Annotated in this window: 30 protein-coding genes, 1 tRNA gene and 2 pseudogenes; 15 read left to right on the top strand and 18 right to left on the bottom strand. The window is 57.4% G+C overall.

Annotated elements, in window-relative coordinates; all coding sequences use genetic code 11:
- From J1G33_RS27910 to J1G33_RS15860, 5 genes and pseudogenes are all read right to left on the bottom strand, one after another.
- A pseudogene (locus J1G33_RS27910) lies at positions 1 to 100 on the bottom strand (DedA family protein); the annotation flags it as partial.
- A 3-nt stretch (positions 101 to 103) separates the two neighbouring features.
- Complete coding sequence (locus J1G33_RS15875) at positions 104 to 550, bottom strand: DUF411 domain-containing protein (RefSeq protein WP_032875638.1); 447 nt, start codon at positions 548 to 550, stop codon at positions 104 to 106.
- Positions 551 to 632: 82 nt separating this feature from the next.
- Positions 633 to 1,091: an SRPBCC family protein gene (locus J1G33_RS15870; protein WP_032875636.1), complete on the bottom strand. Its 459-nt coding sequence runs from the start codon at positions 1,089 to 1,091 to the stop codon at positions 633 to 635.
- A 105-nt stretch (positions 1,092 to 1,196) separates the two neighbouring features.
- Positions 1,197 to 1,427, bottom strand: a pseudogene (locus J1G33_RS15865) (aldo/keto reductase); the annotation flags it as partial.
- 39 nt (positions 1,428 to 1,466) lie between these two features.
- Complete coding sequence (locus J1G33_RS15860; RefSeq protein ID WP_032875630.1) at positions 1,467 to 2,372, bottom strand: AraC family transcriptional regulator; 906 nt, start codon at positions 2,370 to 2,372, stop codon at positions 1,467 to 1,469.
- Between the two features lie 103 nt (positions 2,373 to 2,475).
- On the opposite strand from J1G33_RS15860, the gene J1G33_RS15855 reads away from it, so the two are divergent.
- Genes J1G33_RS15855 through J1G33_RS15835 form a run of 5 tightly spaced genes read left to right on the top strand, consistent with a single transcriptional unit; the run spans position 2,476 to position 6,881 of the window.
- Positions 2,476 to 3,036: a carboxymuconolactone decarboxylase family protein gene (locus J1G33_RS15855; protein ID WP_032875627.1), complete on the top strand. Its 561-nt coding sequence runs from the start codon at positions 2,476 to 2,478 to the stop codon at positions 3,034 to 3,036.
- Between the two features lie 39 nt (positions 3,037 to 3,075).
- Positions 3,076 to 4,137: an acyl-CoA dehydrogenase family protein gene (locus J1G33_RS15850; protein ID WP_032875625.1), complete on the top strand. Its 1,062-nt coding sequence runs from the start codon at positions 3,076 to 3,078 to the stop codon at positions 4,135 to 4,137.
- Positions 4,134 to 4,937 (top strand): ABC transporter ATP-binding protein, encoded by an 804-nt coding sequence (locus J1G33_RS15845; protein WP_223018385.1) that lies wholly within the window; start codon positions 4,134 to 4,136, stop codon positions 4,935 to 4,937. Before J1G33_RS15850 ends, J1G33_RS15845 begins: the two co-directional genes overlap by 4 nt.
- Positions 4,924 to 6,123 (top strand): ABC transporter substrate-binding protein, encoded by a 1,200-nt coding sequence (locus J1G33_RS15840; RefSeq protein ID WP_223018384.1) that lies wholly within the window; start codon positions 4,924 to 4,926, stop codon positions 6,121 to 6,123. The genes J1G33_RS15845 and J1G33_RS15840 overlap by 14 nt, the downstream gene beginning before the upstream one ends.
- 53 nt (positions 6,124 to 6,176) lie before the next feature.
- Positions 6,177 to 6,881, top strand: coding sequence for an ABC transporter permease (locus tag J1G33_RS15835; RefSeq protein WP_223018390.1), 705 nt, complete (start codon positions 6,177 to 6,179; stop codon positions 6,879 to 6,881).
- A gap of 47 nt (positions 6,882 to 6,928) precedes the next feature.
- Here the strand turns inward: J1G33_RS15835 and J1G33_RS15830 are convergent, their stop codons facing one another.
- A complete protein-coding gene (locus tag J1G33_RS15830; protein WP_223018383.1) occupies positions 6,929 to 10,393 on the bottom strand; it encodes a membrane-targeted effector domain-containing toxin in 3,465 nt (1,154 codons plus the stop codon).
- A gap of 316 nt (positions 10,394 to 10,709) precedes the next feature.
- On the opposite strand from J1G33_RS15830, the gene J1G33_RS15825 reads away from it, so the two are divergent.
- Complete coding sequence (locus J1G33_RS15825; RefSeq protein WP_005788056.1) at positions 10,710 to 10,904, top strand: hypothetical protein; 195 nt, start codon at positions 10,710 to 10,712, stop codon at positions 10,902 to 10,904.
- 15 nt (positions 10,905 to 10,919) lie between these two features.
- Here the strand turns inward: J1G33_RS15825 and J1G33_RS15820 are convergent, their stop codons facing one another.
- On the bottom strand, positions 10,920 to 11,300 hold the full coding sequence (locus J1G33_RS15820) for a fe2+ zn2+ uptake regulation protein (protein WP_032875618.1): 381 nt from the start codon (positions 11,298 to 11,300) through the stop codon (positions 10,920 to 10,922).
- A gap of 237 nt (positions 11,301 to 11,537) precedes the next feature.
- Here J1G33_RS15820 and J1G33_RS15815 point away from each other — a divergent pair, with 237 nt between their 5' ends.
- The 4 genes from J1G33_RS15815 to J1G33_RS15800 all read left to right on the top strand — a co-directional run bounded on the left by J1G33_RS15815 (position 11,538) and on the right by J1G33_RS15800 (position 16,600).
- Positions 11,538 to 13,817 (top strand): acylase, encoded by a 2,280-nt coding sequence (locus J1G33_RS15815; protein WP_223018382.1) that lies wholly within the window; start codon positions 11,538 to 11,540, stop codon positions 13,815 to 13,817.
- A 214-nt stretch (positions 13,818 to 14,031) separates the two neighbouring features.
- Positions 14,032 to 14,105, top strand: a tRNA-Cys gene (locus tag J1G33_RS15810).
- A gap of 291 nt (positions 14,106 to 14,396) precedes the next feature.
- A complete protein-coding gene (locus J1G33_RS27905; RefSeq protein ID WP_262416834.1) occupies positions 14,397 to 15,557 on the top strand; it encodes a hypothetical protein in 1,161 nt (386 codons plus the stop codon).
- Entirely contained in the window at positions 15,557 to 16,600 is a 1,044-nt protein-coding gene (locus tag J1G33_RS15800; protein ID WP_223018381.1) for a hypothetical protein, read from the top strand. The genes J1G33_RS27905 and J1G33_RS15800 overlap by 1 nt, the downstream gene beginning before the upstream one ends.
- A gap of 129 nt (positions 16,601 to 16,729) precedes the next feature.
- Here J1G33_RS15800 and J1G33_RS15795 read toward each other — a convergent pair whose 3' ends face one another.
- The 11 genes from J1G33_RS15795 to J1G33_RS15745 form a co-directional block, all read right to left on the bottom strand.
- Positions 16,730 to 17,794, bottom strand: coding sequence for a tyrosine-type recombinase/integrase (locus J1G33_RS15795; protein WP_223018380.1), 1,065 nt, complete (start codon positions 17,792 to 17,794; stop codon positions 16,730 to 16,732).
- Positions 17,795 to 17,797: 3 nt separating this feature from the next.
- Positions 17,798 to 18,034, bottom strand: coding sequence for a DUF4224 domain-containing protein (locus J1G33_RS15790; RefSeq protein WP_223018388.1), 237 nt, complete (start codon positions 18,032 to 18,034; stop codon positions 17,798 to 17,800).
- 2 nt (positions 18,035 to 18,036) lie between these two features.
- Entirely contained in the window at positions 18,037 to 18,381 is a 345-nt protein-coding gene (locus tag J1G33_RS15785; protein ID WP_223018379.1) for a hypothetical protein, read from the bottom strand.
- 77 nt (positions 18,382 to 18,458) lie between these two features.
- Entirely contained in the window at positions 18,459 to 19,280 is an 822-nt protein-coding gene (locus J1G33_RS15780) for a DUF2303 family protein (RefSeq protein WP_223018378.1), read from the bottom strand.
- 50 nt (positions 19,281 to 19,330) lie between these two features.
- The gene (locus J1G33_RS15775; RefSeq protein ID WP_047541804.1) at positions 19,331 to 19,678 is read right to left on the bottom strand and encodes a hypothetical protein; all 348 of its coding nucleotides are present in this window, start codon (positions 19,676 to 19,678) and stop codon (positions 19,331 to 19,333) included.
- A gap of 54 nt (positions 19,679 to 19,732) precedes the next feature.
- Complete coding sequence (locus J1G33_RS15770) at positions 19,733 to 19,975, bottom strand: pyocin activator PrtN family protein (RefSeq protein WP_025856656.1); 243 nt, start codon at positions 19,973 to 19,975, stop codon at positions 19,733 to 19,735.
- Positions 19,972 to 20,346, bottom strand: coding sequence for a hypothetical protein (locus J1G33_RS15765; protein ID WP_223018377.1), 375 nt, complete (start codon positions 20,344 to 20,346; stop codon positions 19,972 to 19,974). Before J1G33_RS15765 ends, J1G33_RS15770 begins: the two co-directional genes overlap by 4 nt.
- The gene (locus J1G33_RS15760) at positions 20,343 to 20,618 is read right to left on the bottom strand and encodes a hypothetical protein (RefSeq protein ID WP_065908178.1); all 276 of its coding nucleotides are present in this window, start codon (positions 20,616 to 20,618) and stop codon (positions 20,343 to 20,345) included. Before J1G33_RS15760 ends, J1G33_RS15765 begins: the two co-directional genes overlap by 4 nt.
- An 11-nt stretch (positions 20,619 to 20,629) precedes the next feature.
- Positions 20,630 to 21,211 (bottom strand): deoxynucleotide monophosphate kinase, encoded by a 582-nt coding sequence (locus tag J1G33_RS15755; protein WP_223018376.1) that lies wholly within the window; start codon positions 21,209 to 21,211, stop codon positions 20,630 to 20,632.
- Entirely contained in the window at positions 21,208 to 21,408 is a 201-nt protein-coding gene (locus J1G33_RS15750) for a hypothetical protein (protein ID WP_223018375.1), read from the bottom strand. Before J1G33_RS15750 ends, J1G33_RS15755 begins: the two co-directional genes overlap by 4 nt.
- Before the next feature lie 136 nt (positions 21,409 to 21,544).
- Positions 21,545 to 22,189, bottom strand: coding sequence for a LexA family transcriptional regulator (locus J1G33_RS15745; RefSeq protein WP_237142812.1), 645 nt, complete (start codon positions 22,187 to 22,189; stop codon positions 21,545 to 21,547).
- A gap of 3 nt (positions 22,190 to 22,192) precedes the next feature.
- Between J1G33_RS15745 and J1G33_RS27900 the strand changes: the two genes are divergently transcribed.
- From J1G33_RS27900 to J1G33_RS15720, 5 genes are all read left to right on the top strand, one after another.
- The gene (locus tag J1G33_RS27900; RefSeq protein ID WP_256593081.1) at positions 22,193 to 22,525 is read left to right on the top strand and encodes a hypothetical protein; all 333 of its coding nucleotides are present in this window, start codon (positions 22,193 to 22,195) and stop codon (positions 22,523 to 22,525) included.
- 139 nt (positions 22,526 to 22,664) lie between these two features.
- On the top strand, positions 22,665 to 23,153 hold the full coding sequence (locus J1G33_RS15735) for a phage regulatory CII family protein (RefSeq protein WP_069023708.1): 489 nt from the start codon (positions 22,665 to 22,667) through the stop codon (positions 23,151 to 23,153).
- The gene (locus J1G33_RS15730; protein WP_081327108.1) at positions 23,146 to 23,349 is read left to right on the top strand and encodes a TraR/DksA C4-type zinc finger protein; all 204 of its coding nucleotides are present in this window, start codon (positions 23,146 to 23,148) and stop codon (positions 23,347 to 23,349) included. The genes J1G33_RS15735 and J1G33_RS15730 overlap by 8 nt, the downstream gene beginning before the upstream one ends.
- Positions 23,346 to 26,036, top strand: coding sequence for a DUF5906 domain-containing protein (locus J1G33_RS15725; protein ID WP_223018374.1), 2,691 nt, complete (start codon positions 23,346 to 23,348; stop codon positions 26,034 to 26,036). Before J1G33_RS15730 ends, J1G33_RS15725 begins: the two co-directional genes overlap by 4 nt.
- Positions 26,037 to 26,364: 328 nt before the next feature.
- Positions 26,365 to 26,853 (top strand): hypothetical protein, encoded by a 489-nt coding sequence (locus J1G33_RS15720; protein WP_069023710.1) that lies wholly within the window; start codon positions 26,365 to 26,367, stop codon positions 26,851 to 26,853.
- Positions 26,854 to 26,938 lie beyond the last annotated feature (85 nt).

Raw genomic sequence — 26,938 nt, 5'->3', positions numbered from 1 at the left:
CGCTGATCAGCAGGCCGACCAGCACGGCTTCAGATTGCAGGGGCAATAACGTTGCGGCGCCAAACGCCGCGACGAACAGCCCCAGGTAACCCGTCAGCACCGGTCAGTGGGCCGGGTAGTCGGCCACCACCACATCCTTGCCTTCACGGGTCAGACCGATGACTTGATACGCCTCGCTACGCCCTTCCACTTCCATACCCGGCGAGCCCAAAGGCATGCCCGGTGCGGCAAGACCCAGCAGGTCATGACGCTGGCGCAAGGCCAACACCTGCTCGGCGGGTACATGGCCTTCGACGAACTTGCCGTCGATCACAGCGGTATGGCACGAACCGAGGCGCGGGGCGACGCCCAGGCGTTGCTTGACCGCGCTCATGTCTGCTTCAACGTGGTCGTTGACCTTGAAACCGTTGTTTTCCAGATGGCTGATCCATTTTTTGCAGCAACCGCAATTGGCATCGCGGTGTACATCGATGGGAATCAGCTCGGCGGCCTGGGCCAGGGGGGTGGCAAGCAGGGTGCAGAGCAAGGCCAGTCGCAATGGGTTTTTCATCAGGGGTCTCACTGAAAGCGCAGCAATAAACCGCGCATTCTCCCTGCTTTTTACACTGAGACGCGCTGGTAATGTTTCTAAATTATACGAAGCCTGGGCTTTCCAACCGCTGCTTGAGCTGGTCCAGGGCAATGGCGGAGAGTTTGATCATGCGTTTGTGCAAGGTAGCGAGTTGCAGTTCGGTTTCATACGTCAATACGCGCTTGAACCGAGTGCCACCCTGATGGGCTTGCAAAAAATAATGGATACAACCGTCCACCGCCAGTGAGGTGAACACGGTCCTGAACTCATCGGGGCAGCGGGCAATTTGCACGCGGTAGCTCATGGATACGCGAATGCCCAGCAGGTCGATGTCTTCAGTAAAGCGCGAGCCGACCGGTAATGAGCCGCGGGTGCCGGTGTCGGCGCTGAGGGAGGTGGGGTGCCATTCGTGCCAGCGGTCGGGCTGGGTAACATAGTCGTAGACAATTTCGATTGGGGCCTGGATGAAGCGTTCCTGACTGATCTGCTCCAAGCGGATCGGCTGCTCAGTCGCGTGCATGACACACCTCCTGTGTGGCGGGTTTTTACACTGGGAGCTGTCAGAATAGTCTGGCTCCCGCGCTTCGCACGGGAGTATTCAGGCCGTTGATCAGCACGCTGAAAATTAGATATCCAACAGGGCCATCACTTCCTTGGGGTAGCGCAAACCGGCGGTTGCATCGGCCGGGAAGATTGCATCCAGCCCAGCCAGTTCGTCCTTGCTGAGGGTGATCGATACCGCCGCGACATTCTCTTGCAAGTAGGTACGCCGCTTGGTCCCGGGGATTGGGATGATGTAGTCACCTTGGGCCAATACCCAGGCCAGTGCCAGTTGCTCGGCCGTCACGGATTGGTTGGTGCACTTGCGTGCTCGGCCCGGCACGGGTTTACAAGGTTAGGCTTGTGCCCTGCGATAGGCGCCAGGTTGCTGCCCGGTGACTTTATGAAAGGCCCGGGTAAATGCGGCCACCGACTGATACCCGGCTGCCAGCGAGACCTCGGCCACGGTCTGGTCCGCCTTGAGCAGCCCACAGGCATGGCGCATACGTATCACCAGCAATACCTGCCCCGGCGACTGCCCGCATAACTCCCTGAAACGCTTGAAAAACGCCGAACGGGATAACCCCGTGCACGCCGCCATGCTTTCCAGGCTCCAGGGCTCGGCCGGGCGCGCAATCAGCTGCTCCAGCAGGCCGGCAAATGCCGGTTGCCGGCCCAGCGCTGCCAGGCCGCCCAGCTCGGTGTTGTCGATGACTTGCTGGCGCAGTACATATAAAAACAACAAGTGGCAAAGACGTTCGAGCAAGGCCGAGGAGGGCGCGGGTAGGCGCTCGCACTCCTGCAGGATCAATTCGAACAGATTGCGCGCAGCGGTCAACGATGGATCACCGGCACGCAGGATGATCCAGGCGGGCAGGCTGTCGACAATCATCGCCGACAAGCCGGATTGGAAATGGAAGAAGCCGCAAACCAGGCCCACGCCATCCATGGCACTGCTATCGAGGGGCAGCATCGGCCGGCGAGGGCACTCTTGGGCGCTTGCCGCGATACTTTCCCCGGACAACCGATAGGCCAGGTCACGCAGTAGAAACACGGCGTCACCATTGTTCAGGTGCCGGGACGTTGGATCACCGTCGATATGCAGCCAGCAATCGCCCTGCACGATCAAATGGAAGCTTGCCTGGGCCAGGCTGTGCGTGCTGGCGTGCCAGTCACCGCAGTAGCGGCCGACGTGAAACAAATTGGTATTGAGTTCAAGGCTATCTAATAACCAATCGACAAGAGTGCTGGACGAATTCATCTAATGGAAAGACTCAAGAGCAAGTAATCGCTACTTTAGCCTATTGAGCGATTTTTTTAGAACCAACAGACTGGCGCACTCGAACCCAACAGGAGACCACTCCATGTCCCGTGTACCGTTGCTCACCCCTGACACCGCCCCGGAAGCGGCGAAACCTTTCCTGGAAAATGCGCAGAAGGCCTCGGGTTTCATTCCTAATCTGCTGGCGGTGTTGGCCAATGCACCGGCGGCGCTGGAAACCTATATCACTGTCTCCGGCTTGAATGCCAAGGCCGAACTGAGCCTGGCCGACCGCGAAGTGGTGCAGTTGATTGCTGCTACTACCCACGGGTGCGATTTCTGTGTCGCCGGCCACACCGCCGTTGCGCGCAACAAGGCCAAGCTGCCCGAGAACGTGATCGAGGCCCTGCGCCGGCTGGGTGAGCTGCCTGATACTCGCTATGAGACACTCGCCGCCTTTACCCGCGAAGTGATCGCCACTCGGGGTGATGTCAGCGATGCCGGCTTTGAGGCGTTTCTCGCGGCCGGCTATACCAAGGGCCACGCGCTGGAGGTCATCCTGGGCGTAAGCCTGGCAACCCTGTGCAATTTCGCTAACGTGTTTGCCCGTACCCCGCTGAACCCGGAACTGGCGCAGTACCGCTGGGAAAAACCGGCAAGCTGAATCGGCGTTGGTCCACCTGCTGTAAAAGGAGAGACATGAATGCTTGACCCAATCTTGAGCCGTTGGCTCGATGTTCAAGCGCAGGCCCTGGACGTGGGCAGTTGCGATCCACAGGAAGTGCTGCCACGCCTGGCAGAAGCCAATATTCTGAAAATCGGTGTGCCCACCCAACTGGGCGGGCTGGGCGGTGATGTGGCGGGTGCCGTCGAGGCCATCGCCAATGTGGCCAGCCATTCCCTGGCGGCGGCATTTGTGTGCTGGGGCCAGCGCTCGTTTATCGAGTACTTGTTGCAGAGCCCCAATCAGCGTCTGCGCGAACACCTGATGCCGGACCTGCTCAGCGGCAAGTTGGCCGGAGCCACCGGGCTGTCGAATGCGATGAAGTTCATATCGGGTATCGAGTCGTTGCAGATCAGCGCCGAGCCCAACGAGCATGGCTGGACGCTCAACGGTCGTCTGCATTGGGTGACCAACCTGCGCAAGAATGGTTTTGTCGCCGCAGCTGCTATCGAACATGCGGGCGGTGGTACGCCGTTTATCCTGGCGATCCCGGATTCAGTGGCGGGCTTGCAGCGCTCCCGCGATCTGGAGCTGCTTGGGTTGCAATCGAGCAACACCGCTGCCCTTGGCCTGGAAGGCGTGGAGCTGAGCCGTGACTGGTTGCTGCACGAGGACGCGCGCAAGTTCCTGCCGGCAGTGCGCCCGGCGTTCCTTGGTTTGCAGTGCGGCATGTCGATTGGCCTGGCCCGCCGCTCCCTGGCCGAGGTGGCCAATCATCTGGGGGCCAGCCGTACGGTGTTGCGCGAAGAGCTGGAAGCCTTGCGGGCGACGCTGGACCATCTGGTCAGCGAGCTCAAGAGCGGGTTGCTGGCTGGGCGTTTTGCTGCCGAGCCGATCCCCTTGTTCAAGCTGCGCATTGCCCTGGCAGAAACCGCCGCCAGCGCCGTGCAGCTTGAACTGCAGGCCAGTGGCGGCAAAGCCTACCTCACCGCCCACGGTAGTGGCTTTGCGCGGCGCTGGCGCGAGTCGGCATTTGTGCCGATTGTGACGCCCAGCCTGGTGCAACTGCGCACTGAGTTGCAGCGCCAGGCCAACCTATGAGCCAGGCGGTCATGACGGCCCAGGGGATTTGCCTGGGGTATGCCAGCGGCCCGGTACTGCAAGGGTTTGACTTGCAGTTGCCGGCGGGCGAAGTGGTGTCGATCCTGGGGCCCAGCGGCGTGGGCAAATCCAGCCTGCTGCGTGTGCTTGCCGGCTTGCAGCTACCCCAGGCCGGTCGTGTGCACGTGCTGGGCGAACCCTTGAGCGGTCCGCACCCACGGGTGGCGGTGGCCTTTCAAGACCCCAGCCTGTTGCCCTGGTTGAACCTGGAAAAAAACGTCGCCTTCGGCCTGGACTTCGCCCGCCAGCCGCACTTGAGTGTTGAAGAGCGCCGCCGTCGTGTCGACCACGCCATCGCGGCGGTAGGCCTGGAACATGCGCGCCAGCAGTTCCCGGCGCAACTGTCCGGCGGCATGGCCCAGCGCACCGCGCTGGCCCGCTGCCTGGCCCGCCAGCCTCAAGTGCTGCTGCTGGATGAGCCCTTCGGTGCGCTGGACGAAGTGACCCGCGCAGACATGCAGCACCTGCTGCTCAAGGTCAACCGTGAGCAAGGTTCGGCGGCGGTATTGATCACCCATGACATTGACGAAGCGCTACTGCTGTCCGACCGCATCCTGCTACTGGGTAACCGCCCGGCGCGGACGTTGGGTGAATGGCATATCGACTTGCCGCAACCTCGGGACGAACAGGTCGAGGCCATCGGCGCGCTGCGTATCGATATTCTGAAAACCTTACGGCAGGCGAGCCGCCCTCAACCCAACCCCCTTGAACAACAGGAGCTTAGCCATGTGTCTGGATGACCTGACCCACTCGCGCCGTGACTTTCTCAAACTCTCGGCGGTGCTCAGTGCCGCCGGCGCCTTGCCGCTGTTGAGCAGCCTGCAGGCGCGCGCCGCCAATGAGCCCGACGCGCCGGTGCGTATCGGTTATCTGCCGATCACCGACGCTACGCCGTTGCTGGTTGCCCACAACAACGGCCTGTTCGAAGCCGAAGGCATCAAGGCCGAACGTCCGGTGCTGTTGCGCAGTTGGGCTCAGGTGATCGAGGCGTTCATCTCAGGGCAGGTCAACGTGATTCATCTGCTGTCACCGATGACCGTGTGGGCGCGCTACGGCAGCAAGGTGCCGGCCAAAGTCGTGGCCTGGAACCATGTGGGCGGCTCGGGCCTGACCGTATCGCCAGGCATAACCGACGTGAAGCAACTGGGCGGCAAGTCGGTGGCGATTCCGTTCTGGTACTCGATCCATAACGTGGTGGTGCAGCAACTGTTCCGCGACAACGGCCTCACGCCGGTGACGCGTGCGACCGGCAGTTCGATTGCCGCCAATGAAGTCAACCTGATCGTATTACCGCCGTCGGACATGCCGCCCGCACTGGCCAGCAAGCGCATCGACGGCTATATCGTCGCCGAGCCGTTCAACGCGCTGGCCGAGAACCTCAAGGTCGGCCGCGTGCAGCGCTTTACCGGTGATGTATGGCGCAACCACGCGTGCTGCGTGGTGTTCATGCACGAGCACGACCTGACCAACCGCCCGGAGTGGTCGCAGAAGGTGGTGAACGCCATCGTCAAGGCCCAGGTGTGGACCCGCGACAACCGCGAAGAGGCGGTGAAACTCTTGTCCAAGGATGGCCCGAACCGTTACACGCCACACGCCGAGCCGGTGTTGAGCAAGGTCCTGGCTCCGGTTGCCAGCGACCGTGCCGGCTATGTGAAAGACGGCGCGATCCAGCACGCCAATTGGGACGAGCACCGCATCGACTTTCAGCCTTATCCCTTCCCCAGTTACACCGAAGAACTGGTGCGCCGCCTCAAAGACACGCTGATCGAAGGCGACAAGAAGTTTCTTGCCGATCTCGATCCGGCATTCGTCGCGAAGGACCTGGTGGACGACCGTTTCGTGCGTCAAGCGATCGAAGCGGTGGGCGGCATGAAAACCTTCGGCTTGCCGGACGGCTATGAGCGGCATGAGGAGATTGGCGTTTGAACAACGGTAGAATCCTGGGCTGGTCGCTGGGGTTGAGCGGCTTGGCAGGTTTGATGTTGCTGTGGTGGCTGGGTGTGAAAGTGTTCGGCGAGGCCGATGGCCTGTCGGCGCGTTTTTCGCTGGCGGCCACCGCAAGCAGCCTGTGGGAACTGCTTGGGCGCAGCGAGCTGTACCTGCACATTGCCGTGAGCCTCAAGCGCATTTTTGTCGGGCTGTTTCTAGCACTGTTAGTGGGGGTGCCACTGGGGCTGCTGGTGGGCAGTTCGCGCAATCTGGAGGCGGCGACCACGCCGGCCTTCCAGTTTCTGCGGATGATTTCGCCGTTGTCCTGGATGCCGATCGTGGTGATGCTCATGGGGGTAGGCGACCAGCCGATCTATTTCCTGCTGGCGTTTGCCGCGGTATGGCCGATCGTGCTCAACACCGCAGCCGGCGTGCGTCAACTCGACCCGCGTTGGTTGCAGTTGAGCAAGAGCCTGAGTGCCACGCGCTGGGAGACGTTGCGTCGAGTCATCATTCCTGGTGTGGTCGGGCATGTGCTGACCGGCGTACGCCTGGCCATCGGTATCCTATGGATCGTGCTGGTGCCGTGCGAGATGCTCGGGGTCAGTGCAGGGCTGGGCTATTACATCCTCGATACCCGTGATCGCCTGGCGTATTCGGAGTTGATGGCGATGGTGGTGGTGATCGGGCTGTTGGGGTTCGCGCTGGATGCGCTGGCACGTGGGCTGCACCAGCGCTGGGTGCAGCGGGGATAAACACGCACATTCGAGCGACACACTGTCGCTCGAAGCGCAGGGCAGGGTTAAACCTGAATAACCAGGTCACCTGGCAAGTCTGTGGGGGAGAGAGGGTTTCGTACGTTGGGCGAAGGTTTGTCGAAGACCCCGATACTGATGCTGCCTGTCATCTCGGCCAAGCCAGGAACACCCTCAGTGGTATTCATGTGTGATTGACCGACCAAAGCAAGCCACTTTTCCGTTCCGGAGTTGGCCTGGATCACTTCTGACGCATAGTAATTGAACTCTTCGAGGCGTTGCCTGGAGCCGAACCCTGTCTCGGTGCGGCCTAGTTTTGCGTCTTTATGCCGGGTTAAATAATAGTGATCAAGCGGCAACACTTCGATGCCATGCAATTCGAATTTGGCTTTGAGCTCGTCAAATGTCGGTTGGGTGCGAGGGAGGTCGGGATTGGCAAGGTTGCCGATGCCATCATCGACAATGCCCTTGGAAGGTAAGTCGATGACGCCCTCGAAATAGATCTTCTTCACCCCCTCCTGTTTGAATTTCTCAACGTTGTCGAAGAGCAACTTAAAGCTGGCCATCTCTTTATGGGACTCTCCGAACACGATGCCATTGGAAACTTTCAGTGCCTCTGTGATCACTTCGGCTGCGGGCGCGGTCTTGGAGATTTGCGGCGCTACTATGCGTGGTGGCAGGGCGCCCTCTTTGAGGGCGTCATAGGTCTCGTACATTTCCTCGATGAATTTTTTCAGGGTTTCATCTTTGCCGTCACCGCGCAGGAAGTGCCCTGGCTCCAGTTTCCCTTTCATGCTTTCTACATAGCTGCCTTTGGGCAGCTCCTTTCTTGTGACTTTGCTGCTGATCCTGGGACGTGTAGGTCGACCTATCGGGTCGAATCGATGCGCTTGCGAATGACTCGGGGCGTATGCCACAGGCATGTAAGTATGCGTCGGAACGAACGCCTCGAGAGGCGGGCCGTAAGGCTCCCGGGTGCCCGCATCCACGGCGTACCATTTGCCCTCATGTAGAACGGCAGAGGCTTCCAGATTTTTGTCACCACGCTTGAACAGGCCGATAGCGACATCATCGAAGGGCGCGCCTGCCTCGATCAGGTCGCTGCCCCTGGCCATGCCTCGCAGACGCTGTATGCCGTCACCGGCTGCGCCGGCACCTGCCAGAGCCAGCTTGCCGGCGCCCACCGCTGCATCGCCTAAACCACCCAGCGGGTTGAAAGCGCTCAAGACGTCGGCGCCGATTATTCGGGTGGCGCGCGCCAGTTTGCTGATGGCGTTGCTGGTTTTATGCGCGCCCTTCAGCAGTTTTGACGCGGTGCCCACGCCGGCAGTGAGAAAACCGAAGACGTCAAATGCCAGATCGACAGCCGCATCTTTATAGTTGCCGTTACGCCAATTGACGATGGCCGTTCTCAGCGGAATCAGGTCGAGGATAAATTCGCCGATGGTATTGAGGGTGTCACGGTTCCTTTCCGTAGACGTCCTACCTTCTGCTTGCCGCCTGACGGCGTCACTGTCGACGCCTTGCGCGTTGACTATCATCTGGGCGATGTCGTGGATGCGAGGGTTTTTGAATGTATTGACAGGGGGGCCTTCTCGGGTCTTTTCGACACCCAGATTATTCAGGTTCTTGCTGAGTGGGAGCGCTTCGATCTTGGTGACTTCATTGGCTATGTATTCATCCGCTGCGATGCGTCCCGAAGAAGCTTTTTTGATAGTCGCGGTGACCGGGTCGAATTCGTAAACGTGTTTCTCGCCCTTGAGCTCTGCTTGCATCAAAACTCTTGGGCTGGTGTGGAACAGTTTGTTTGGCCAAAACGGAATAGGCGAGCTGCGGTAGGTGTTCTCTTGATAAAAACTAAGCTTTGCGTTGTTTAAAATCTCTCGATCTGCGACAGGCAACTGGGTAATGGCATTCATCCACGTGTAATGGTGGATTTTTTTACAATGGGTCGTTACTTCGGCGAATTGTTTATCAAATTCCTGGGGGACGTTGAAGTGTGGGCTGTGGGTGAAAAGAGCGACGGCACCCAGGTTGACGCCCTTAGTGTTATTGCGGATCACCCAGTCGTTGGTGTTGATTTTCAGCCCTTGCATGGTGAGCTCGCGCAGCGAGTAGAGAGGGCCGAAGCGTTGGCCCTTGAGCCCCATCTTGTGATAATTCAGACAAAAGAGTTTGTCATCCAGAGGAAAGTCATCACCCAAGTGCTGCTGGATTCGTTCTTGTGCCATTCTTTCTCGATTCGGCAAGGGCTTGTCGAGCAAAGCGGACGCCTCTTTCAACGCTTCATGTTGAGCATTGAAAGCTTTGCGGGCGTACTCGAAATCCTCCGCGGTGTAGTGTGCGTCGTCGAAGCGGTAAATCACGTCGTTGGCCACACACCAGTCAATCAGTGCATTTTTCTTTGCCGCTTCACTGGCTGGGTATTGCGACGGGGCTGCGCACATCACTTCGGCGAAGCTCATGTTCATCGTCCTCCCGGGCGTGTGGGCTTCGATACCGGCCACCGCGATACATAAGTTTGCCCACGCCTGGCTGTGGCAACGTACTGACGCTGGAATGTCTTTGATCAAAAACTGGGGGGCGACCCGCATCAGCAGCAACCGGGCTGCCAGCGCGGCGGTAGCAGGGGAAGTACGGCCGGTGCTGCTCAGGTGATTGGCAAGGGCCTCAACCACGGAGGCGGGCGATGAGTCCCTGTGGATTTCGACGCCCAAATCAAAGCCGGCCACTATGTTTCGATTGGATTTTTGATCCAGCGCTTCAGGGTCGAGGCTCAAATGGATGGTCGCCAGCACATAGTCATTGGCGCTGCTGCTTGTGGCAATCCCGCCCACACTGGCTTGAACCGCGGCGCCTAGCGCTGCGGCTTGCGGTGAGTCGAGCAGTTTCTCCAGCGCGGCAGCAGGGTCTTGCATCAGTTGTGGAGACAGGGTGACGGCGTTGGCAAGGTAGTCCAGGGCGCCGACGCCAGGCTTGGGCAGTGGCAAGCCTGGCAGATTCGCGCTATTCGACGCGATGACATTGTAGGCCGTGCGCTGATGTTCAATGCTCAATGGCAGTGTCCAGGCCAGAGCACCACTCAAGTTGCCCAATGGGTGCTTCTGGACGTGCTCGCAGAGGTTCTGGGCAAGCTCCTGCAGCTCTACTCGGGTCTTGGGATAGTAAGGGCTTGCTGCTTTGATGAGCGATTCGAGGCTGGCGGTGCGTGGGGACGCATCGGCGGACGCAAGCGTGAGATGGGTGGACAGGAAATACGCGGCCACGGCCTCTGGTGTTGCGTCTTCGGACAGTTTCTCCAGCGCCGTATCGAGGGCCTTGGCAAGGTTATGCAGCTCCTGGCGGTCGCTTAATTTTTTTCTCAGTGTCTGGCGTCCATCCGGCAGCGCTGGCTCAGCGGTGGCGGTGGTATCGCCCACCTGAGCGTCAACATCTGGCGGTGTTTGGGGAAGGTCGGTAGATAGCGGCGAAAATTGCAAACTACGAAGTGGGGCAGCATGTTGAATGTTCACAGTCACTCACCTTTCAGGCATGGAAACGTCAACGCTCCAAAAGGCTACATACCTGTAGCCTGAGCGCACTGATTCGTGTGCGCTCTGGGCATTACGGTTCCCGCATGGCTACCTGTGGTGTGTGAGAAATCAAGTCAGCAAGACGCGAGAAGATTGCCCTCTCAACGATTAAAACCGACGGCCCGTGTGAGCGCCGAACAAGCCAAAATTTTTGATCGCCTGTAACATGAGACGCAGCCGACCCGGTTCGTCCCGATTTTCGGGTATGTGCGGCGAAACACAGCGGATACATTCTTTAAGGTTCAGGAACTTCGTCATGACCCAAAAGCAACGCTTGAAATACTCGATTCTGATCGCCCTGGCCGTGCTGGCCTCGATGTTCGGCCTGTCCTACCTGCAGAACATTGGCGTGATCAGCGAAAAGACCTTCCAGTACCTGGCCATTGCGATTGCCGTGGTGGTAGTGGTGATCAACGGCATCATGCGTCGCAAGGTCAAGCCGCACTTCTGATCAGCGCGGCGTGACTCAGGCGCGACCTTCGAGCACTTTGGCAGCCTCTTCATGGAGGCTGTAGCTTTTATCGGCATTGAGGGTGATCACGCCCTCGCTGCACAGACGCTTGAGCACCTCACGCACACTGAGAAACGACAACGGGATGCCCAGCTCCAGCAAGTGGCTGTGCACGCCCCGCACCCCCAGGGTGCGCTGATTGTCGGCGGCGTTGAGGAGGGCGTCGATGACCTTCAGCCGAATCAGGCTGGTGCGCAGACCGAAACACTTGAGCAAATGGCGAATGCGCTGGTTGCCCTGCTGTTCGGGCGCCTTGCCAAAGCCTTGTGAACCGTTGCCATAGTTGGCCTCGGCTGTCGGTGAATGTCCATCCGTGGGCACTTGCGGGTTGTACATGCAAAAACTCCTTATCAGAGCCTGATCAGGAAAATGATGGTGCTCTTATTCAATAAGACGAACGAGAGAGCAAAATCATGAAGTGCCGAATGTAGAAAATTTGTCGGTATCAGGTTTGTCACACTGTCGCCGGCCTGGATAAGCCCCGTTCGTGGCTAAATTCTTCCCGGTTAATTGCGTCCTTACGGTGGGGTAGTTGTATCTACCGAGGGTATTCAATTTGACTGCGGGGTCTGCGTGATTATTTCCAACGGGTTATTCAGGGGCTGCGTGGCAGGGGTGTTGCTGGGGCTGAGCTTTGCGGCCTCGGCGCGCGAGCATGTGGCTCAGGCGTCGGCCGATATTCGCCGTACCACTTACGGCGTGCCACATATCCGCGCCAATGACGAGCGCGGCCTGGGCTTTGGCATAGGTTACGCGTATGCCCAGGACAACCTGTGCCTGCTGGCCAATGAAGTGGTCACGGTGAACGGCGAGCGCGCGCGCTATTTCGGCCCCGAGCAGGCAACCCTGGAGGAACGCAACAACCTTGCCAGCGATGTGTTCTTTACCTGGCTCAATACACCCGGCGCGGTGCAGGCATTCTGGCGTGCGCAGACCCCGCAGATCCGCCAGCGTATCGAAGGCTACGTGGCCGGCTATAACCGCTATTTGAAGGAGCAGGGCGCGCCCGCACAATGCCAGGCGGCGTGGGTACGACCGCTGGTTAAAGAGGATCTGGTCAAACTGACGCGCCGGTTGCTGGTAGAAGGTGGCGTTGGCCAGTTCGCCGAAGCCTTGGTGGGCGCCACGCCGCCCCAAGCCATCGCCGGTGTGCAACCCGGCGCGCAGGCATTTGCACAGGCCGCCGCGCATCAGCAACGCTTCAGCCTCGACCGGGGCAGTAATGCCGTCGCGGTGGGGCGTGATCGTTCTTTCAATGGCCGTGGGATGTTGCTGGCCAACCCGCATTTCCCATGGGTGGGTGGCATGCGTTTCTACGAAATGCACCTGACCATCCCTGGCCAACTGGATGTAATGGGTGCCGCACTGCCAGGTTTACCCGTGGTGAATATCGGCTTCAACCAGCACGTGGCGTGGACGCATACAGTGGACACCTCCAAGCATTTCACCCTGTACCGACTGACCCTGGACCCCAAGGATTCCACGCGCTATATGCTTGACGGCAAGTCCGTTGCCCTGGATAAAACCACGCTGACCGTGCAGGTCAAACAGGCCGATGGCAGCCTCAAGGACGTTGCCCACACCGTCTACAGTTCGCAGTTCGGCCCCGTGGTGCAATGGCCCGGCAAGCTGGACTGGGACAACAAATACGCCTTCAGCCTGCGCGACGCGAACCTGGGCAACGACCGCGTACTGCAACAGTGGCATGCCATGAACCGTGCGGGCAGCATCACTGAGCTGCAAACTGCGGTGCACTCCCTTCAGGGCATCCCATGGGTCAACACCCTGGCTGCCGATGATCAGGGGCAGAGCCTGTACATGAACCTGTCGGTAGTACCCAACGTCAGCGCCGCCAAACTGGCGCAATGCAGCGACCCACGGGCCGGCCTGCAAATGATCATACTCGACGGCAGCCGCAGCGCCTGCGCCTGGGACATCGACCCCAAGGCTGCGCAAGCAGGGATCTTCACGGCGGCGCAGTTGCCGCAGTTGCAACGCACCGACTATGTACAGCACTCCAACGACTCTGCCTGGATGGCTAACCCCGAGGCGCCGCTGAGCGGGTTCTCGCCGGTGATCAGCCAGGACAATATTGGCCTGAGTCCACGCGCACGTTTCGCCCTGCAACGCCTGCAATCCCTGGACAAACAGCCGATCAGCGTCAGCGACCTGCAAAACATGGTCATGGACAACGAGGTGTACCTGGCGGGCCAAGTCATGCCGGACCTGCTCGATTTTTGCGCCAAGCAACTTGGCACCGACGCCGCCGCGCTCCAGCCACTGTGCACCAGCTTGAAAACCTGGGATCGGCGCGCCAACCTCGACAGCGGCATCGGCCTGCTGCACTTCATCAACCTGATGCAGCACCTGCAGCAAACTCCCGATGCCTGGCGTGTCGCCTTCGACCCGGCCCACCCCCTGACCACGCCCCGCGGCCTCGCCATCGATCGCGCGCCGGTGGCCGCCGCGCTGCGTGAAGCCATGCTGGCCTCCAGCGCAGACGTCAACCAACTCGGCCTGAGCCGTTGGGGTGAGATCCAGGTCAGCGGCCAAACCCCCATCCACGGCGGCCCGCAAGAACTGGGTGTCTACAACGCCATGCAAACCGTGCCCCGCGCCGACGGCAAACGCGAGGTCGTCAGCGGTACCAGCTACCTGCAAATCGTCACCTTCGATAACGACGGCCCCAACGCAGTCGGCGTGCTGGCGTTCTCCGAATCCAGCAACCCGGCGTCCCCTTACTCAAAGGACCAGACCCAGGCCTTCTCCGAGAAAAAACTGCGCCCGTTGCCGTTCACCGACGCTCAGATCAAGGCCGATCCGCAGTACCAGCTCCACACTGTCAAGGAGTAGGGCAGACCCGCAACCCCTTGATGCCAGAGCAGAATATTTTTTGAAATCAAGGGGTTGCAGGCATAGGCAAATGAGTACATAATGGCGCCCATCGAACGCAATGAAGCATTAAAAACTTCAATGTATTCAATGAGTTAGAGTAGAGGCAGGCTTCACATAGCCCACTCCAGTTTGTATGCGGTGAATGTCAGCGACAAGGGCATTGATCGTTTGAGGCCGAGTAGCAAAATGGTTATGCAGCGGATTGCAAATCCGCCTACGCCGGTTCGATTCCGACCTCGGCCTCCACTCTTAGAAACCCCGTAGATCAACGATCTACGGGGTTTTTTATTGCTTGAGATTTGACGAGCACTTCCGCAACTTTTTGAATCGCTTCCGCAACACGGTGCTCTATCCTACCGATTGGGGTGTTATTGTAGGAGTTGTCTACCCTCCATAGGATGGGGGATAGGTAGCCGAAATGGCCCTCGAATTTGGTTTTTAGAGGCCGCGCTTGTGGTCACAAGCAAGGACTTGATCGATCTCAGGATCTCGTATGGCCTTGAGAAAATAATCAAAAGTTAAGACAAGGAGATTCTAGTGAATCTGATTCACGACCATCGCACAGATTGCTACTCTCTTCTCGGAAACATGACAATTGGTGAGTACCTCACTCTTGTGCGTGATGCTCACGCCCAGCGTGGCGGAATAACCGGTCAAAGGGAAGTGCTGAAAACTACAACGGCAAAGCGCATTCGGGAAAGAATGGTTTCAGATATTCGGGCCGGTGCAGTATTGCCTCCAGTGGTGATTGGGGTTGTAGTCAGCGAAGAGCTAATTGAAGATATAGCGACACGAAAAGTGGTAGCCCCTGAACTATTTTTGAAGGCGGTTTCCGTATTTGATCTTACTATAATTGACGGTATGCAAAGGACCGCAGCGTTGATCGATGCTTGCGAGGTTGATGTTAATATATCATCTCGCGAGATGCGGGTAGAGTTTTGGGTGGCGCGTTCGGTTAGGTCTCTTGTTTACAGAATGTTGGTTTTAAATACTGGCCAAGTACCTTGGACATTGGCTAGGCAGCTGTCCGTTGTCTACGCACCTCTGTTAGATGAGATTAAGAGTAAGGTTGATAATATCGATAGAATATTTTCTCCGGACCGACCAGGGCGGCGTGTTGGCAGTGGCCAGTTTAGTTCGGATGCGCTTGTTGAATTGTACCTCGCATTTTCATTGAGGAAGAGTAACGTAGACACCAAAGAAACCTTGTCGGAAGAGTTTTCTCGTTTAGATTTCGTGGATAACTTGGCTGATGTTGGTTTTCAGGATCATTTCTACAATGCGCTTTCAATGTTAGTAGAGTTTGATAAAGCATTCGATCGTTATGACAATGGCAATACTGGCCGCTTTTCGAGAGGGAAAGAAATATTTGGAAGTCAGCCTGCCCGCATCGGGTTTATGGTAGCTATGGCTCAGTATGTCTTAGGCCGCCCAGGGCTCGATAGGACTATAGAAGAAAGAAGCATTCGTATGGCGAAAGTCATAGGGCAGTCAAGTCGACTTGTAGGTGATCTAAATAAGCTGCCACCACTTGAGGTTGGTCAGTTTCTCCAATTGGATGTGTTGAGTGAAATTCTAGATAAAAAAGTAGGGCAAGTAGGTCGTTATGAAAGGAGCGTATTCGTCGAGGCTTTTAAGGTACTCATTGAAGATGACTTCGAAATACCTAACATGGAACCGTGCTGGCGTGCAAGCTAATGGCGACTAGGAATAAAATCGAAGCTAACAAGAGTGTTTTCGCGGGGTTAGATAGATTTTGCACTGTAAACGGGGAAGTGCTTTCGATTGGTGCTGGTGCACGATGGATAGTTAGCGAAAAAGGTTCGGATGTTCATCGATTAGTTAAAGCTGATTTGACTTCGTTTCTCTCAATGGGACCGTCCTTAAAAGTAGCTCGTTTTGATGTTGATGGCGTAGGTCTTTTTTGCTCTTTGGGACTTGAGTTGTCAGATGAAATTCCAGGTCTGCATGAAGAAGTTGTGGGTGGGGGAATGCTGACCGCTGTTCTGTCAGAGCTTTCTCCAACTCCGATTGTCTCGGCGCTTGAGGTTAGAAATATTATCGAAACTGATAGTCTTACGTTAGGATACAAGGGGCATGAGGCGTATGAGATTGCGCCGCTCTTTCCTCTGGTCAAGATTTTTTCAGGCGCAGATATAAGTCAAGATGAAACGTCACGTATATTTTTCCTTATCTGCTTAGCTGATAGCATTAGATCTGGAACCTGGATGGATAGGGGGTTAAAAAACAATTTACAGTTGATAGCCGAGTTAAGTCCGATAGCTATACCTTATAGAATATTGTGTCGGTCTCTTTTTGATACGGATCCAAGCGCTGTATTTTTAGCTTTGTATCGGTGTTTGGAGGCGCTCTATGCGTACTCCCATACAACTGATTTGATTTTAAAATTAAAAATGGATCATGAGTGGGATTATGTCGCGCGGATACTCGAAGAGACCCTGGCATGGCGGCCACGCGAGGAGCCAAGCCTGGGTGCTCTATTACAAAACGCTGTTTCAAGTGACTTGAAGGCTATGATCGAGGCGCTAGGAGAGAGTCTTCCTCCAGGCGCTGATCTTGTGAATTTTGCGACTAAGAAGATGTATAATCTACGAAATTCACTAGTTCATTATAGAGCTTTTCATCACTCATTTGACCCTGAAAGTGTTGATTGGAATAGGCTTTGTGAGGCTACAGCATTAATGGTTCTTCATATATATGCTTCTATTGTCAGCAAGTGATCTATAGCAGCGAGCAATTAAGCTATTTTACTCTTTGGTTTCGCGACCTCCTACGAGGTTGCGTTCATAGAGGGCCGGTCTGTGCATCCGCAAATGGCTAGGCACTCACTGGTAGAGATAACATCTATGTCATTTCGTCGGTTTAACAATTTCACCGACTCGCCGATAGACCTTCTTGGTCATCTCCTCTGTGGAGTGACCTAGTAGGCGGCTAGCGTGCGTCAGCTCGATCTCGCTGGCAGCTTTAGGTCTGATATCCTTGAACTGAAACTGACGAATGCTCGTTGCCAGCGCGGGATCACCATCAGCTGACGCTTTGATTGCTGCCTTCTCTCGTGCGTCGTCCCACCGATTACGCAGCATCTGCTGGCTCATCCGAAGTCCAGACGCGTTTGTTATCAAAGTTGACGTGCGGATTCCATTGACGGCTCTGCGTTCTTGCAGGTCGTCGATAAAGCTACTCAGGCCGGATTGGATTCCGTCATCTTCCAAACGAAGACGGAGACGTTTTTCGGTCTTGCCCTGACCAATCAGCAAAAAGCCATTGTTCAAGTCGGTGGCTGCAACCTTGAGCACATCAGCGGGACGTTGGCCGGTCAGGTAGGCCAGATCCATCGCATCCTTGAGTTCCTGTACCGCTTCCGCGTATACCGCGTTCCATACGGTTTCACCGGCATAATAGTCCCGGGGCTTTTCCTTGTTGCGGCGAACGCCAAAGCAAGGGTTTGCTTTGTCAGTCAGCCCCCATTCTCGTGCAATGGTAAATGCATGGGAGAGCAGGGCGATCTCACGGTTGGCCCTCACCTTGGCTGTTCTAGCGTCACGGTACTGCGCTACTACTTGAGGCGTGATCGACTCAATAGGGGCGCTCTCAAATGCTCTTCTTAGCTGCTTGAGTTCCTTGCGGTTGTCGGATTGGGTGCGAATCGACTTGCCAGGGATGATTTCCTTTTCGTAGCGATCAAATACATAGCTCATCAGATGGGTAGGCTTAGGAGGTGTCTTGCGTTCCAGTCTTGCCCATTCCACTTTGGCCTGATCGAGGTCTGTCCCGAGTGGGATTTCCTTCCGCTTCCCGCCGGTAGTTCTCCCGTCGTAGTAATACGATGTCCAAGTCTTTCCACTCTTACCCTTGCGCGTGCGACGTATCATCCGAGGTGGCAGATCTCTATTGGCTTTAGTTCTCTGGCGCATCAGTCAGCCCACCTTTGCAAGGTCGAGCGACCAGGTTTCAGCCACGGTATTAGCAGCGGATGGTTTGACTCCTGACAGTTTCAGTCGGGCATAAATTCGGCCAACTATTGGGCGGCGAGCGCCTGTCAGAACAAACTCCCAGTGGTTTTCGGTCAACCACTGGATCTGCTTGGAGGGGATCTGATAGCCGGTGATGGTCGCCAGTTCTTCATCGGCAAGGGTTTCGCTTTGGACTTCCATCATCATGCCTCCGTATCAAGTTGCGCAGGGTAGGCCGCCAACCACATCTTCGCGGCAAAGGCGCTAAGCTGCCGGCGCTGTTTGTTCACCCTGCCGACCATGATTTCTGTGCCTGGGAACGCTTGCCAAGTTTCCACGGCGAGTCGCAGTGACGTGGTGATATTCGTCATGAGTTCGTGGTCTTCAATGGTGCAGGCTGGCGAAGCGGCATGCTGCTCGCGGGCCAGGTTGACGCCACGATCAAAGCCGCGTGCAAAGGCTTTCTTGCTCGCTTTAATAAGGAAGAAAGCGGTCGCAATCCAGCCCAGGAGCAGGCCGGCGACGATGATGTAAGTCTCGATTTGCATGTGCTGTATGCCTCGTTAGAGCCCGCCGCCGGACAGTTTTGGTGAGAGGACGGCGGCGGGGTGCTGCAGGGAGTTAGTTAGAACGTGGCTTCATAGAGCGGCACGTCGGTGATGTCGCCTTCGATCTTGGCGCGCACGGCGTTGTAGGCTTCTTCGAGCACCTTGTCCGCGCGCACCAGTTCGTACCACATGACCAGGCGACCTTCCTGAATGCGGTAGCGGAAGCGGGCGGGAACACAGAAAGTGTCGCCGCCGAGGAACGGCTTGAGAGCGATGTAGAACTCTTCGGGGATACGCAACTGGCCAGCTTCGCCGGCGCGTCCGTCGATCTCTTCGTTGTAGGTCAGTTGCACCTGGCCGTTGTCGAGGCGCGTGCCCTGGCGGAACGTGATGTTCTTCTTGGCTTCCAGGGTACGGCTGATTTCGAGCATGTCGGCAGCGCACGGGGTGTTCTCATGCTCGGGGTGGTGGGTGATGTCCTTCACGTTGTCTTCGATGAACTCGGCGAAGGTGGCTTGGTCCATGCGCTTGCGGTCTTTTTCCTTCCAGTTGCCCCATTCAACAGTAGTCGGGCAGCGGTACGTCGCTACGTGATCGCGCCAGGCTGGTGCGGCCGGATCGTGGTAGTCGATCACCGCTGTGAAAGTGCGACCCTCGGGGCCGTTGCAAAATACAGCCGTGGCCTGGGTGGAAAAGCGATTCACGTAGCTGATGAACGACTCGGCATCAAGCACGGTGAGCTTCTGCTTGATGCGCGAAGGTGCTGGCAGCAGATGCTCCAGGCTTTCGATTCTGACCTCGCTCGGCACGAGTGCCAGCGGCGCAGGAATGCCAGGGAAGTCGATTGGCTTGCCGAGGGCTTGGGCCAGTGTGACCAGGTGCTGTAGGGCTTGTTGCATTGGATGTGCTCCAGTGGTGACGGCTTGGTGAGAGGTTGGTGGTGCGGGTTTTACTGGCTGACCTGGCGCAATGCTCCAGGTCCAGGTTCGTCCTCGACACTGCGCAGCGGGATTTCCTGCTGGCGTGGGTCGCGGCGGGTGATGTTGCCTTCGGGCGTAAGGAAGAACAGGGATGTACCGCGAGCCAGAACAGGCTCTTTGGTCTTAACGTCGGCCTTCACGGTCATCTGGCCGCCGCCATCAGGCTTGTAGGTGAGCTTGATGGTTAGATCGCCGCCCTTGCCGGTCATACGGATGGCGTCGATCAGGCTGTGCTGGGCTTCGGTGAGTTCGTCCAGCAGGCCACCGGCCTCAATGTCGCGCAGGGTGTCCATAAAGGGACGTGCTTTGGTGTTCATGTGCTGTGCCTCATTGGATGTGTCGCCCCTGATCGGCAGGGGCTACCGTTTGAATCAGGCCGCTTGCTTCGTTGCTTGGGCGTCGAGGTAATCGGCCAGGTCGTGGAGGTAAACGACTGGCTTGGCGCGGGCCGAGCAGTGCAGCCGCTTAACCACCAGCGCGATCCGACCGGCCTTGATTTCGCTCAGTAGGTAACGGTCGGTGCGTATATGCGTGAAGTACTGTTCACGCACGGCGGTCAAGCTTGGGCACGGCGTGGCGAACTGGCGCCGGAGTTGTTCCAGAGTGGTTGTCACGCGGAATCCTCCCTTTGCCCCTCCTTTTGGGGCACCAACTTGAGGCGGATCAGTTCGGCGAGACCTTCTTTGCTTTTGCCCTTGGCCGCTGCAAGGACGTTGCCTTCGACGTCAGCAACGACGGCGCCGTAGGGATATTCCGGGCACTTCACCGGCGTCACATAAGCGACCTGGCCTTCGGAGATCACTGCATCGACACAGCGGAAAACTTCGGCCAGCTCGACCGACACGCAGGGCAATGCCTCCAGCAGTTCAACGGCTTCCGCTGAGGCGCCGATCAGCGTGGCGCGGCTGATCACGCCGGGGTGGTTGAGGAACATTGGCACCAGTTTCAGAGCGCCTACAGCGGAGTTGATGGCATTCGGTTTCATGCTGCGGCGTCCTTCTTAGTAATGGTGATGTCCAGCTTCTTGGCGATCCACTCAACACCCGCTTCCTTAACCATCACCACGGAGTAGTGGGTGTAGTTGCGGAGTGTTGGATTCCAGCGGCTGCGCGGGTCGGAGAACAGGTAGCCACGCTCACGGTGTGCGCTGGCTAGATCGCCGGACGAATTCAGCACGCCGAGTTCCCGCAACCTGGTGCGGAAGGCACGGGGCTTGAGCCCAAGCAAAGCGGCTGTTTGATCCAGGGTGCGGTTCATGGCGGCTGGCCTCAGGCGGTGAGATGTTCGGAGTGTTGTTGGAGGCGGCGAACCATCAGGAACACCTCATCCAGCGAGCGCAGGAACTCCTCGACCGTGCCGTAGTTGGTCAGCGTCAGATCATCCTTATGAGCTGCTACCCCGGCCTCGCTGACGTGAGGATTCACGGCTTGTGCGTCGGGCCGGAATATATGAATGACCGTGCCGCCGCGACGGCGAATAAGGTCTGCCTCATTTTCGAAGCGTACGTCGCTGACGACGAAGCCAAGCACGGCGCCCAGTGCCTTGGTCATGTAGTCAAGGTTCTGTTCCGCGAGCTTCACCCACACATCTGGGTGCACGGTGTTGCGTGCCCACTCAGTGCCCATCGACTGCATCAGTTGACGCGGTGAGCGTTCCAGCCAAGCCAGTGGCTGCTCCTTGCGGTCGCCTTCAAAGTCGGAAGGGTCAAGGTTGAATATCGCCATCAGGCCATCGCGGAGCGGATCAGCGAATGCGTAGTGCTCCAGCAGGTAAGTGCCTACGAGGTGTTCGGCGGCCGTTGACTTGCCGGAGCGGGCGCGGCCAGTGAGGCCAATCAGAAGAGGTCTCATGCTGCGTTGCCTCCCCATGGGCCTTGGTCATCGCTGGCTACGGCAACGGGGGGAGGTGCGACGGTTGCGCGACCCAGATTGACGATGACCAAAAGGCCGGTGCTGCGCTGGATACGCTCCACGGCTGCGGGGCTGGTTGCCGCCGCCGGGTGAAGGTAGACCGGGCAGCGGGTGTTGCTGTGCTGTGTCGTTTGCATGGTTCGTACTCTTTGGTGAGAGGTAACTATGCAAACGATACAAATACGTATTGATTCAGTCAATACGTATTTGAATTGATTTTGGTCTGGGCATAAAAAAGGCACGCATCAAGCGTGCCTTCGTGCTGATAGCTACTTAAAAAATTTCGAGCTTGGAGAATACAACCCCGCAAATCGTGGCGTCTTGGCCCAGCTCAATAATTGGCTCCGGCCACGCAGGATTCAATGGTTTTAAAAAGCGTCTGCTTCCCTCCATTACCAGCTGCTTGAAGGTCGCTTCCTGGCTGTCGACTAGTTTTGCGATAACAAGCGATCCATTTTCAGCCTCTTTCGCCGGGTCGACGAAAATTATATCGCCGTCGCGGAAAGAGCGGCGCTCGTGTTGGTTGAACATCGATAGCCCCCTCACACGCAAAGCGTAGCTTTGGTTACTGTGAGAGGCGGCGCAGGGAAGCCAGAGCTCTGCATCATCGAGCGTTTTAACGTCCGTGATTTCGCACCATGCCCCAGCTTGAACCCACGATATCAATGGTACATATCCTTTGATGGTTGGGCCCGGCTCAACATTATGCTCCTCGGCTGCGGCGCCATTAATTTGTTTGGCCCCCTGGTCTGATTGATCGCCCCCCTTCCACAGCCAGTTGCTGCTGACCTTGAGAGCCTTTGCAATCTTTTCGACGTTTTGGTGGCGTGGGCTGGCAACTGCGTTGGTCACAATCCTATGTATCGTCGGTTGGGGAACGCCAGAGCGCCGGCCAAGTTCGCCTTCGGACAAATTCATCTCATGCATACGCTGAGCAATGCGATCGCCAATCACTTTTTTCCTGCCTTGATTCAGAAACGTATCATCAAGTGTATTGAATCAATCAATACGTTTGTGTATTGTGGCGGTCAATGCGAAAGCGCATCGGTGATTGATATGACTATTCAGCAAATGCTCGCGGAGTTACTGAGCACTGGTTTATCCCAGCGCGTCATTGCAGAGCGTGTGGGTACGACACAGCCAACAATTAATCGGGCAGCCAAGGGGGCGGATGTTCGGTATGTAACGGGAAAAGCCATTGAGAGCCTTTATTCCCAAGAAAAAGAAGCAGCTGGCTTGAAATCGGCAGCTTGAAAGGGTGCCGGACTGGGGCCTCTCACCAAAGATCCCCCAGCCCGGCTACGACGACACACAGCACATGCACATCGGTCGTGGTCGTAGGATAGGGCGTGCCCGTTTCTATGGCTAGACCGTAAAAGAGGTATTTACGGTTATGAGTCGAACAGATCAATCACCGGCCACTGGGCCGGTTCTTTCTCTGCGCAAAGCGATCTACCGCGCGGCCCATGATTACCGGGGCGGCGTGACTGCTTTGGCGCTGGACATGGTGCTCGATTACGACAGCCTGCAGAAGAAGGTCAAGCACGACGAAGAGCGGCGCTGGCTGGATCCTGACGAAATGGAAGAGGTGATCAGGCTGACCGCCGATCCTTGCCTGTTAGATGCCCTGGTAAGGCCGGCGGGTGCCGTTTGGTACAAGCCAATTCCGGTACCGGCAACTGCCGATGCGTTGAAGGCCGTCGGCAAGATGCTTGAGGAGTCAGGCCAGTTCGTGGCCTGCATGCACGACGGCGCCGCCGACAACATCTGGGAACCCCACGAAGTCCTCCTGCTGGAACAGCGCGGCATGGATGTTATCCGCGAGGTGCTGGGCATCATGGCTGGTGCGCGCAAGGCTATGGAGGGCACTGACAATGTCTGATGATATCGATATCGCCAACGATGCTGCTGAGCATTTCCGACAGCTCGCACTGGCGAGCCGTCCACGCCCAACGTGCTCCCTGAGCGCGCAATTCTGTGAGGATTGCGACGAGCCTATCCCGTTACTTCGTCAGCAGACGATCCAGGGTTGTGCTACCTGCGTCAGTTGCCAGGGGTTGCGGGAGCGGCGGCGATGAGTGAGCAATCCACCAGCACAGCGATATCGTCCTGGGCTCGCCGCTACATCGAAACCTTTAGCCTTGCCCTGGTCCCAATTGACCCTGGCGAAAAAGCGCCGAAGGGCATGGGCTGGAACAAGCCGGGCGGTTACATCACCGACCCGGTTGCCGCCGAAACATTCTGGCAGCGCAATCCAAATCACAACCTGGGCGTAGTGCTCGGGCCCAGCCGTGTCTGCTCGTTGGACGTGGACGATGTGCAGTGGACGCGGTTTGTATTGTTCGACCAGATGGGTCTCGATCTGGACGCCATGGCTGTGGTCTATCCGACCATCGTGGGCAATCCTTTGCGGTTCCGTGTGCTGTTCAAAATGCCCGATGACATGGAGCTGACGCGCCACTCGCTTTCCTGGCCCAACGAGAAAGACCCTGACGGGTCGATTCACAAAGGATTGATGGCGCGGGCCAAGGCCGCGAAAGAGCAGGGCGATTCTGTCGGTGAAGAGGCCGCCAAGGCCGAGGCCGACGAATACAAGCGCTTCACGGTGTTTGAGATGCGCGCCGGCTTGGTGCAGGACGTATTCCCGCCATCGATCCATCCGGGTACTGGCAAGCCGTACACCTGGCGCACGCCGCCGAATGCTGCTGATGGTCTGCCGGTGCTTACCAACGAGCTGCTGAATATTTGGCAAAATTGGGATGTGTTCAAACGCAACGCCGAGGCCGCGTGCCCTTGGGCAGCGAAACCGAAGAAGCCCGCCGCGAAACCTATCAAGCGTGCTCCATCTGCTGACGGCAAACCCTCGGTGATTGATGAATTCAACCGATGCCACGATGTGGAAGAGCTGTTGCGTGCCCACGATTACATCAAGCGCGGTAACAAATGGCTGTATCCACACAGCAGCACCGGGCTACCTGGTGTGACGGTCACCGACCGCAAGGTCTATTCGCACCATGGCGCGGATCCGTTGGCCAACGGTCACCAGAATGACGCGTTTGAGGTGTTTTGCCTGCTGGACCACGATGGCGATCAGTCGAAGGCGGTGAAGGAAGCCGCCCGGATGTTGGGTATGCAGCATGCGTCGCGCCCAGCCACACAAGATCTTCCCCCGGCCCCATCGGCGGATGCCAGCGAGCAGGACTCCAGTGCGACGGCAAGTAAGGCCGCTCCTGCTGCTGATGGGGGTGCGGGGGAGGTGCTGACCTATGAACAAGTACTGCGGCGTTACGTGCTGGTCGAAGGCACCACGCAAGTGTGGGATCTCGACAAGGCGCGGGTGATGAAGAAAACCGCGTTTGAGGCTCGCGTCGGCAAGCCACTGGCGAAACAGTGGGTCGACGATACCAGCAAAAAGCTGATCTCGGATGACAAGGTCAAGGAGATCGAGCAAGCCCGCAAGATGGCTGGCAAGAAGGGTGGTGCACTGAACCTGGAGCCGATTGAACGGTACGTGTACATCGATGGTACCAAAGATGTTTGGGACCGGGAAAAGAAGCGGCGGGTTGCCGAAGGCGCGGTCAAGATGGCCCTCGGCGATATGTACGGTATGTGGTTGAACAGCCCGGAGCGGCGCGTGGTCGATGTGGAAAACATCGTGTTCGACCCGACGATGACTAAGGATCCAAACATTTACATCAACACGTTCGACGGTCTGCCAATGGAGCCGGCGCGCGATGATGCCGCGTGCGAGAACCTGCGGTGGTTGATTTCATTCCTGTGCAACCACGACCAGTCGTCACGAGATTGGCTGGTGAAGTGGTTGGCGTACCCGTTGCAGCACTTGGGCGCGAAGATGGATACGGCGGTGCTGGCTCACTCGACGATGGAGGGCTCGGGCAAAAGCCTGCTGTTCGCCGATGCCTTCGGATTGCTCTATGGGCAGTACGCGGCTACGGTCGGACAGACTCAGCTCGAAAGCAACTTCAACGCCTGGCAAAGCCGCAAGTTGTGGGCGGTGTTCGAAGAGGTCGTGAGCCGTGATCAGCGTTATAACCAGGTGGGCAAGATCAAGCACCTGGTGACCGGCAAAACGGTGCGCATGGAATCGAAGTTCATCAACGGTTGGGAGGAAGCCAACCACATGAACGCCGCGTTCCTAAGCAACGAGATTATGCCCTGGCCTATCGCGCCCAGTGACCGGCGAATGTTGGTGCTTTGGCCGATGGAGACACTTCCGGTTGAGCGCCAGAAGGCAGTAGGACGAGAGCTGGAGAATGGCGGCGTCGCGGCGCTGTACGCGTGGTTGTTGTCAGTTGACCTGGGCGGCTTCGACCAGCGCACCAGGCCGCCCAGCACTGATGCGCGTGAGCGGTTGGTGGCACTGAGTCGGGCCAGTTGGCAGACTTTCCTGTTCCTCTGGCAATACGGCGAGCTTGGGCGTGATATGTGGGGCGCCTGTTTGTCTACTGACCTTTACGCAATGTTCCTAGAGTGGTGCCACCGCAACAAAGAGCATGTGATGAGTCAGACGAAGTTCTCGTTGTTCATCAGCTCGGAGGTGGAGAAGACCCGCGCCATCCCCTGGACGGATGGCAGCAATCGCAAGTTCGCGGCGTTCTTCTTTCCCCGCGATGAGCAGGCTTCCCTGCCCCCATCACTCAGCTCGGCCGACCTGGGCAAAGCGGTGGTTGCTTGGCGGGCTGCGGCGCGCCTGGCGGGATGGAGCGTTGACAACTGGGACCACATTAAGGCGGCTGCAGCATGAGTCCGTCTAAAAGTGTGTTGGGTGTGTCGGGTATGTGTTGGGTTGGTTTTAGATGCCCAACACAATTTCATCCCTTCTATTTCGCGGCTTTCAGCTTTGTGTGCTGGGTGTGTTGGGTTTGGCGTCGCGCATGCGCATGGGCGACGTTATTTGAACAAACGGCAGCAATATTTTTTTCTTATGCGAGAACCCTTAAACCCAACACACCCAACACACTCGACACATTTGATTTAAGGCTATTGATTTCAAAGGGTTTTAGTTGTGTTGGGTTTGTGTGGGGTATAGCGTTTTTTGTGTCGGGTTCGGTTTTGGGTGGGGGAGCGGTGTGATGATCGAAGAAATTGAAGAGCTCATGCAGCATTGGGGTAACCAGTTCAACCAAGTAGGTGATGGCGGCGGATTGGGCAGCCCCATGGCGACGATCATGGAGTGGGGCGGCTCTGCTCCTCGCGGAACCCCGGGATCTCGCGATCTTATGATGGCCTCCGGTGGTGGGATGGACCACGCTGCAATGGAGGTCGCGGCTGCCCTCGCGGAGCTGGAGCGGCAGTCCGAAAAAGGGGCGTTGCTCGCTAAACTGGCGCGTAATCGCTATCTGCCTCGGCCTGCGTGGTCGGTACGCTCTCAGTTGCCATTGTTGGGCTTGGGAGATGATGCGGATCGGACGTATAGGAACTGGGTCCACGCTTTGCATCAGCAGGTACAGGTGATCTTGACCGTGCGTAGTGCGCGAGGTCGTGCACGGAATATGCGCGTGAAATCGCCGGCAACTGATCTGACGCGAGCGTCAACAGTGGTCCGCATGAGATCTTGCTGACTGCCGCTCGTCTGGAGGGATTGCCTCAAAGCTGCGTCAAAGTGCGTCAAAGGTGCGTCGAGCGTATCAACCGAAAAACACCCCT

This window comes from Pseudomonas sp. P867, assembly GCF_019891455.1.
In the GTDB taxonomy this organism is placed as follows: Bacteria; Pseudomonadota; Gammaproteobacteria; order Pseudomonadales; family Pseudomonadaceae; genus Aquipseudomonas; species Aquipseudomonas synxantha_A.
This window is presented reverse-complemented; position numbering and strand designations above follow the sequence as displayed.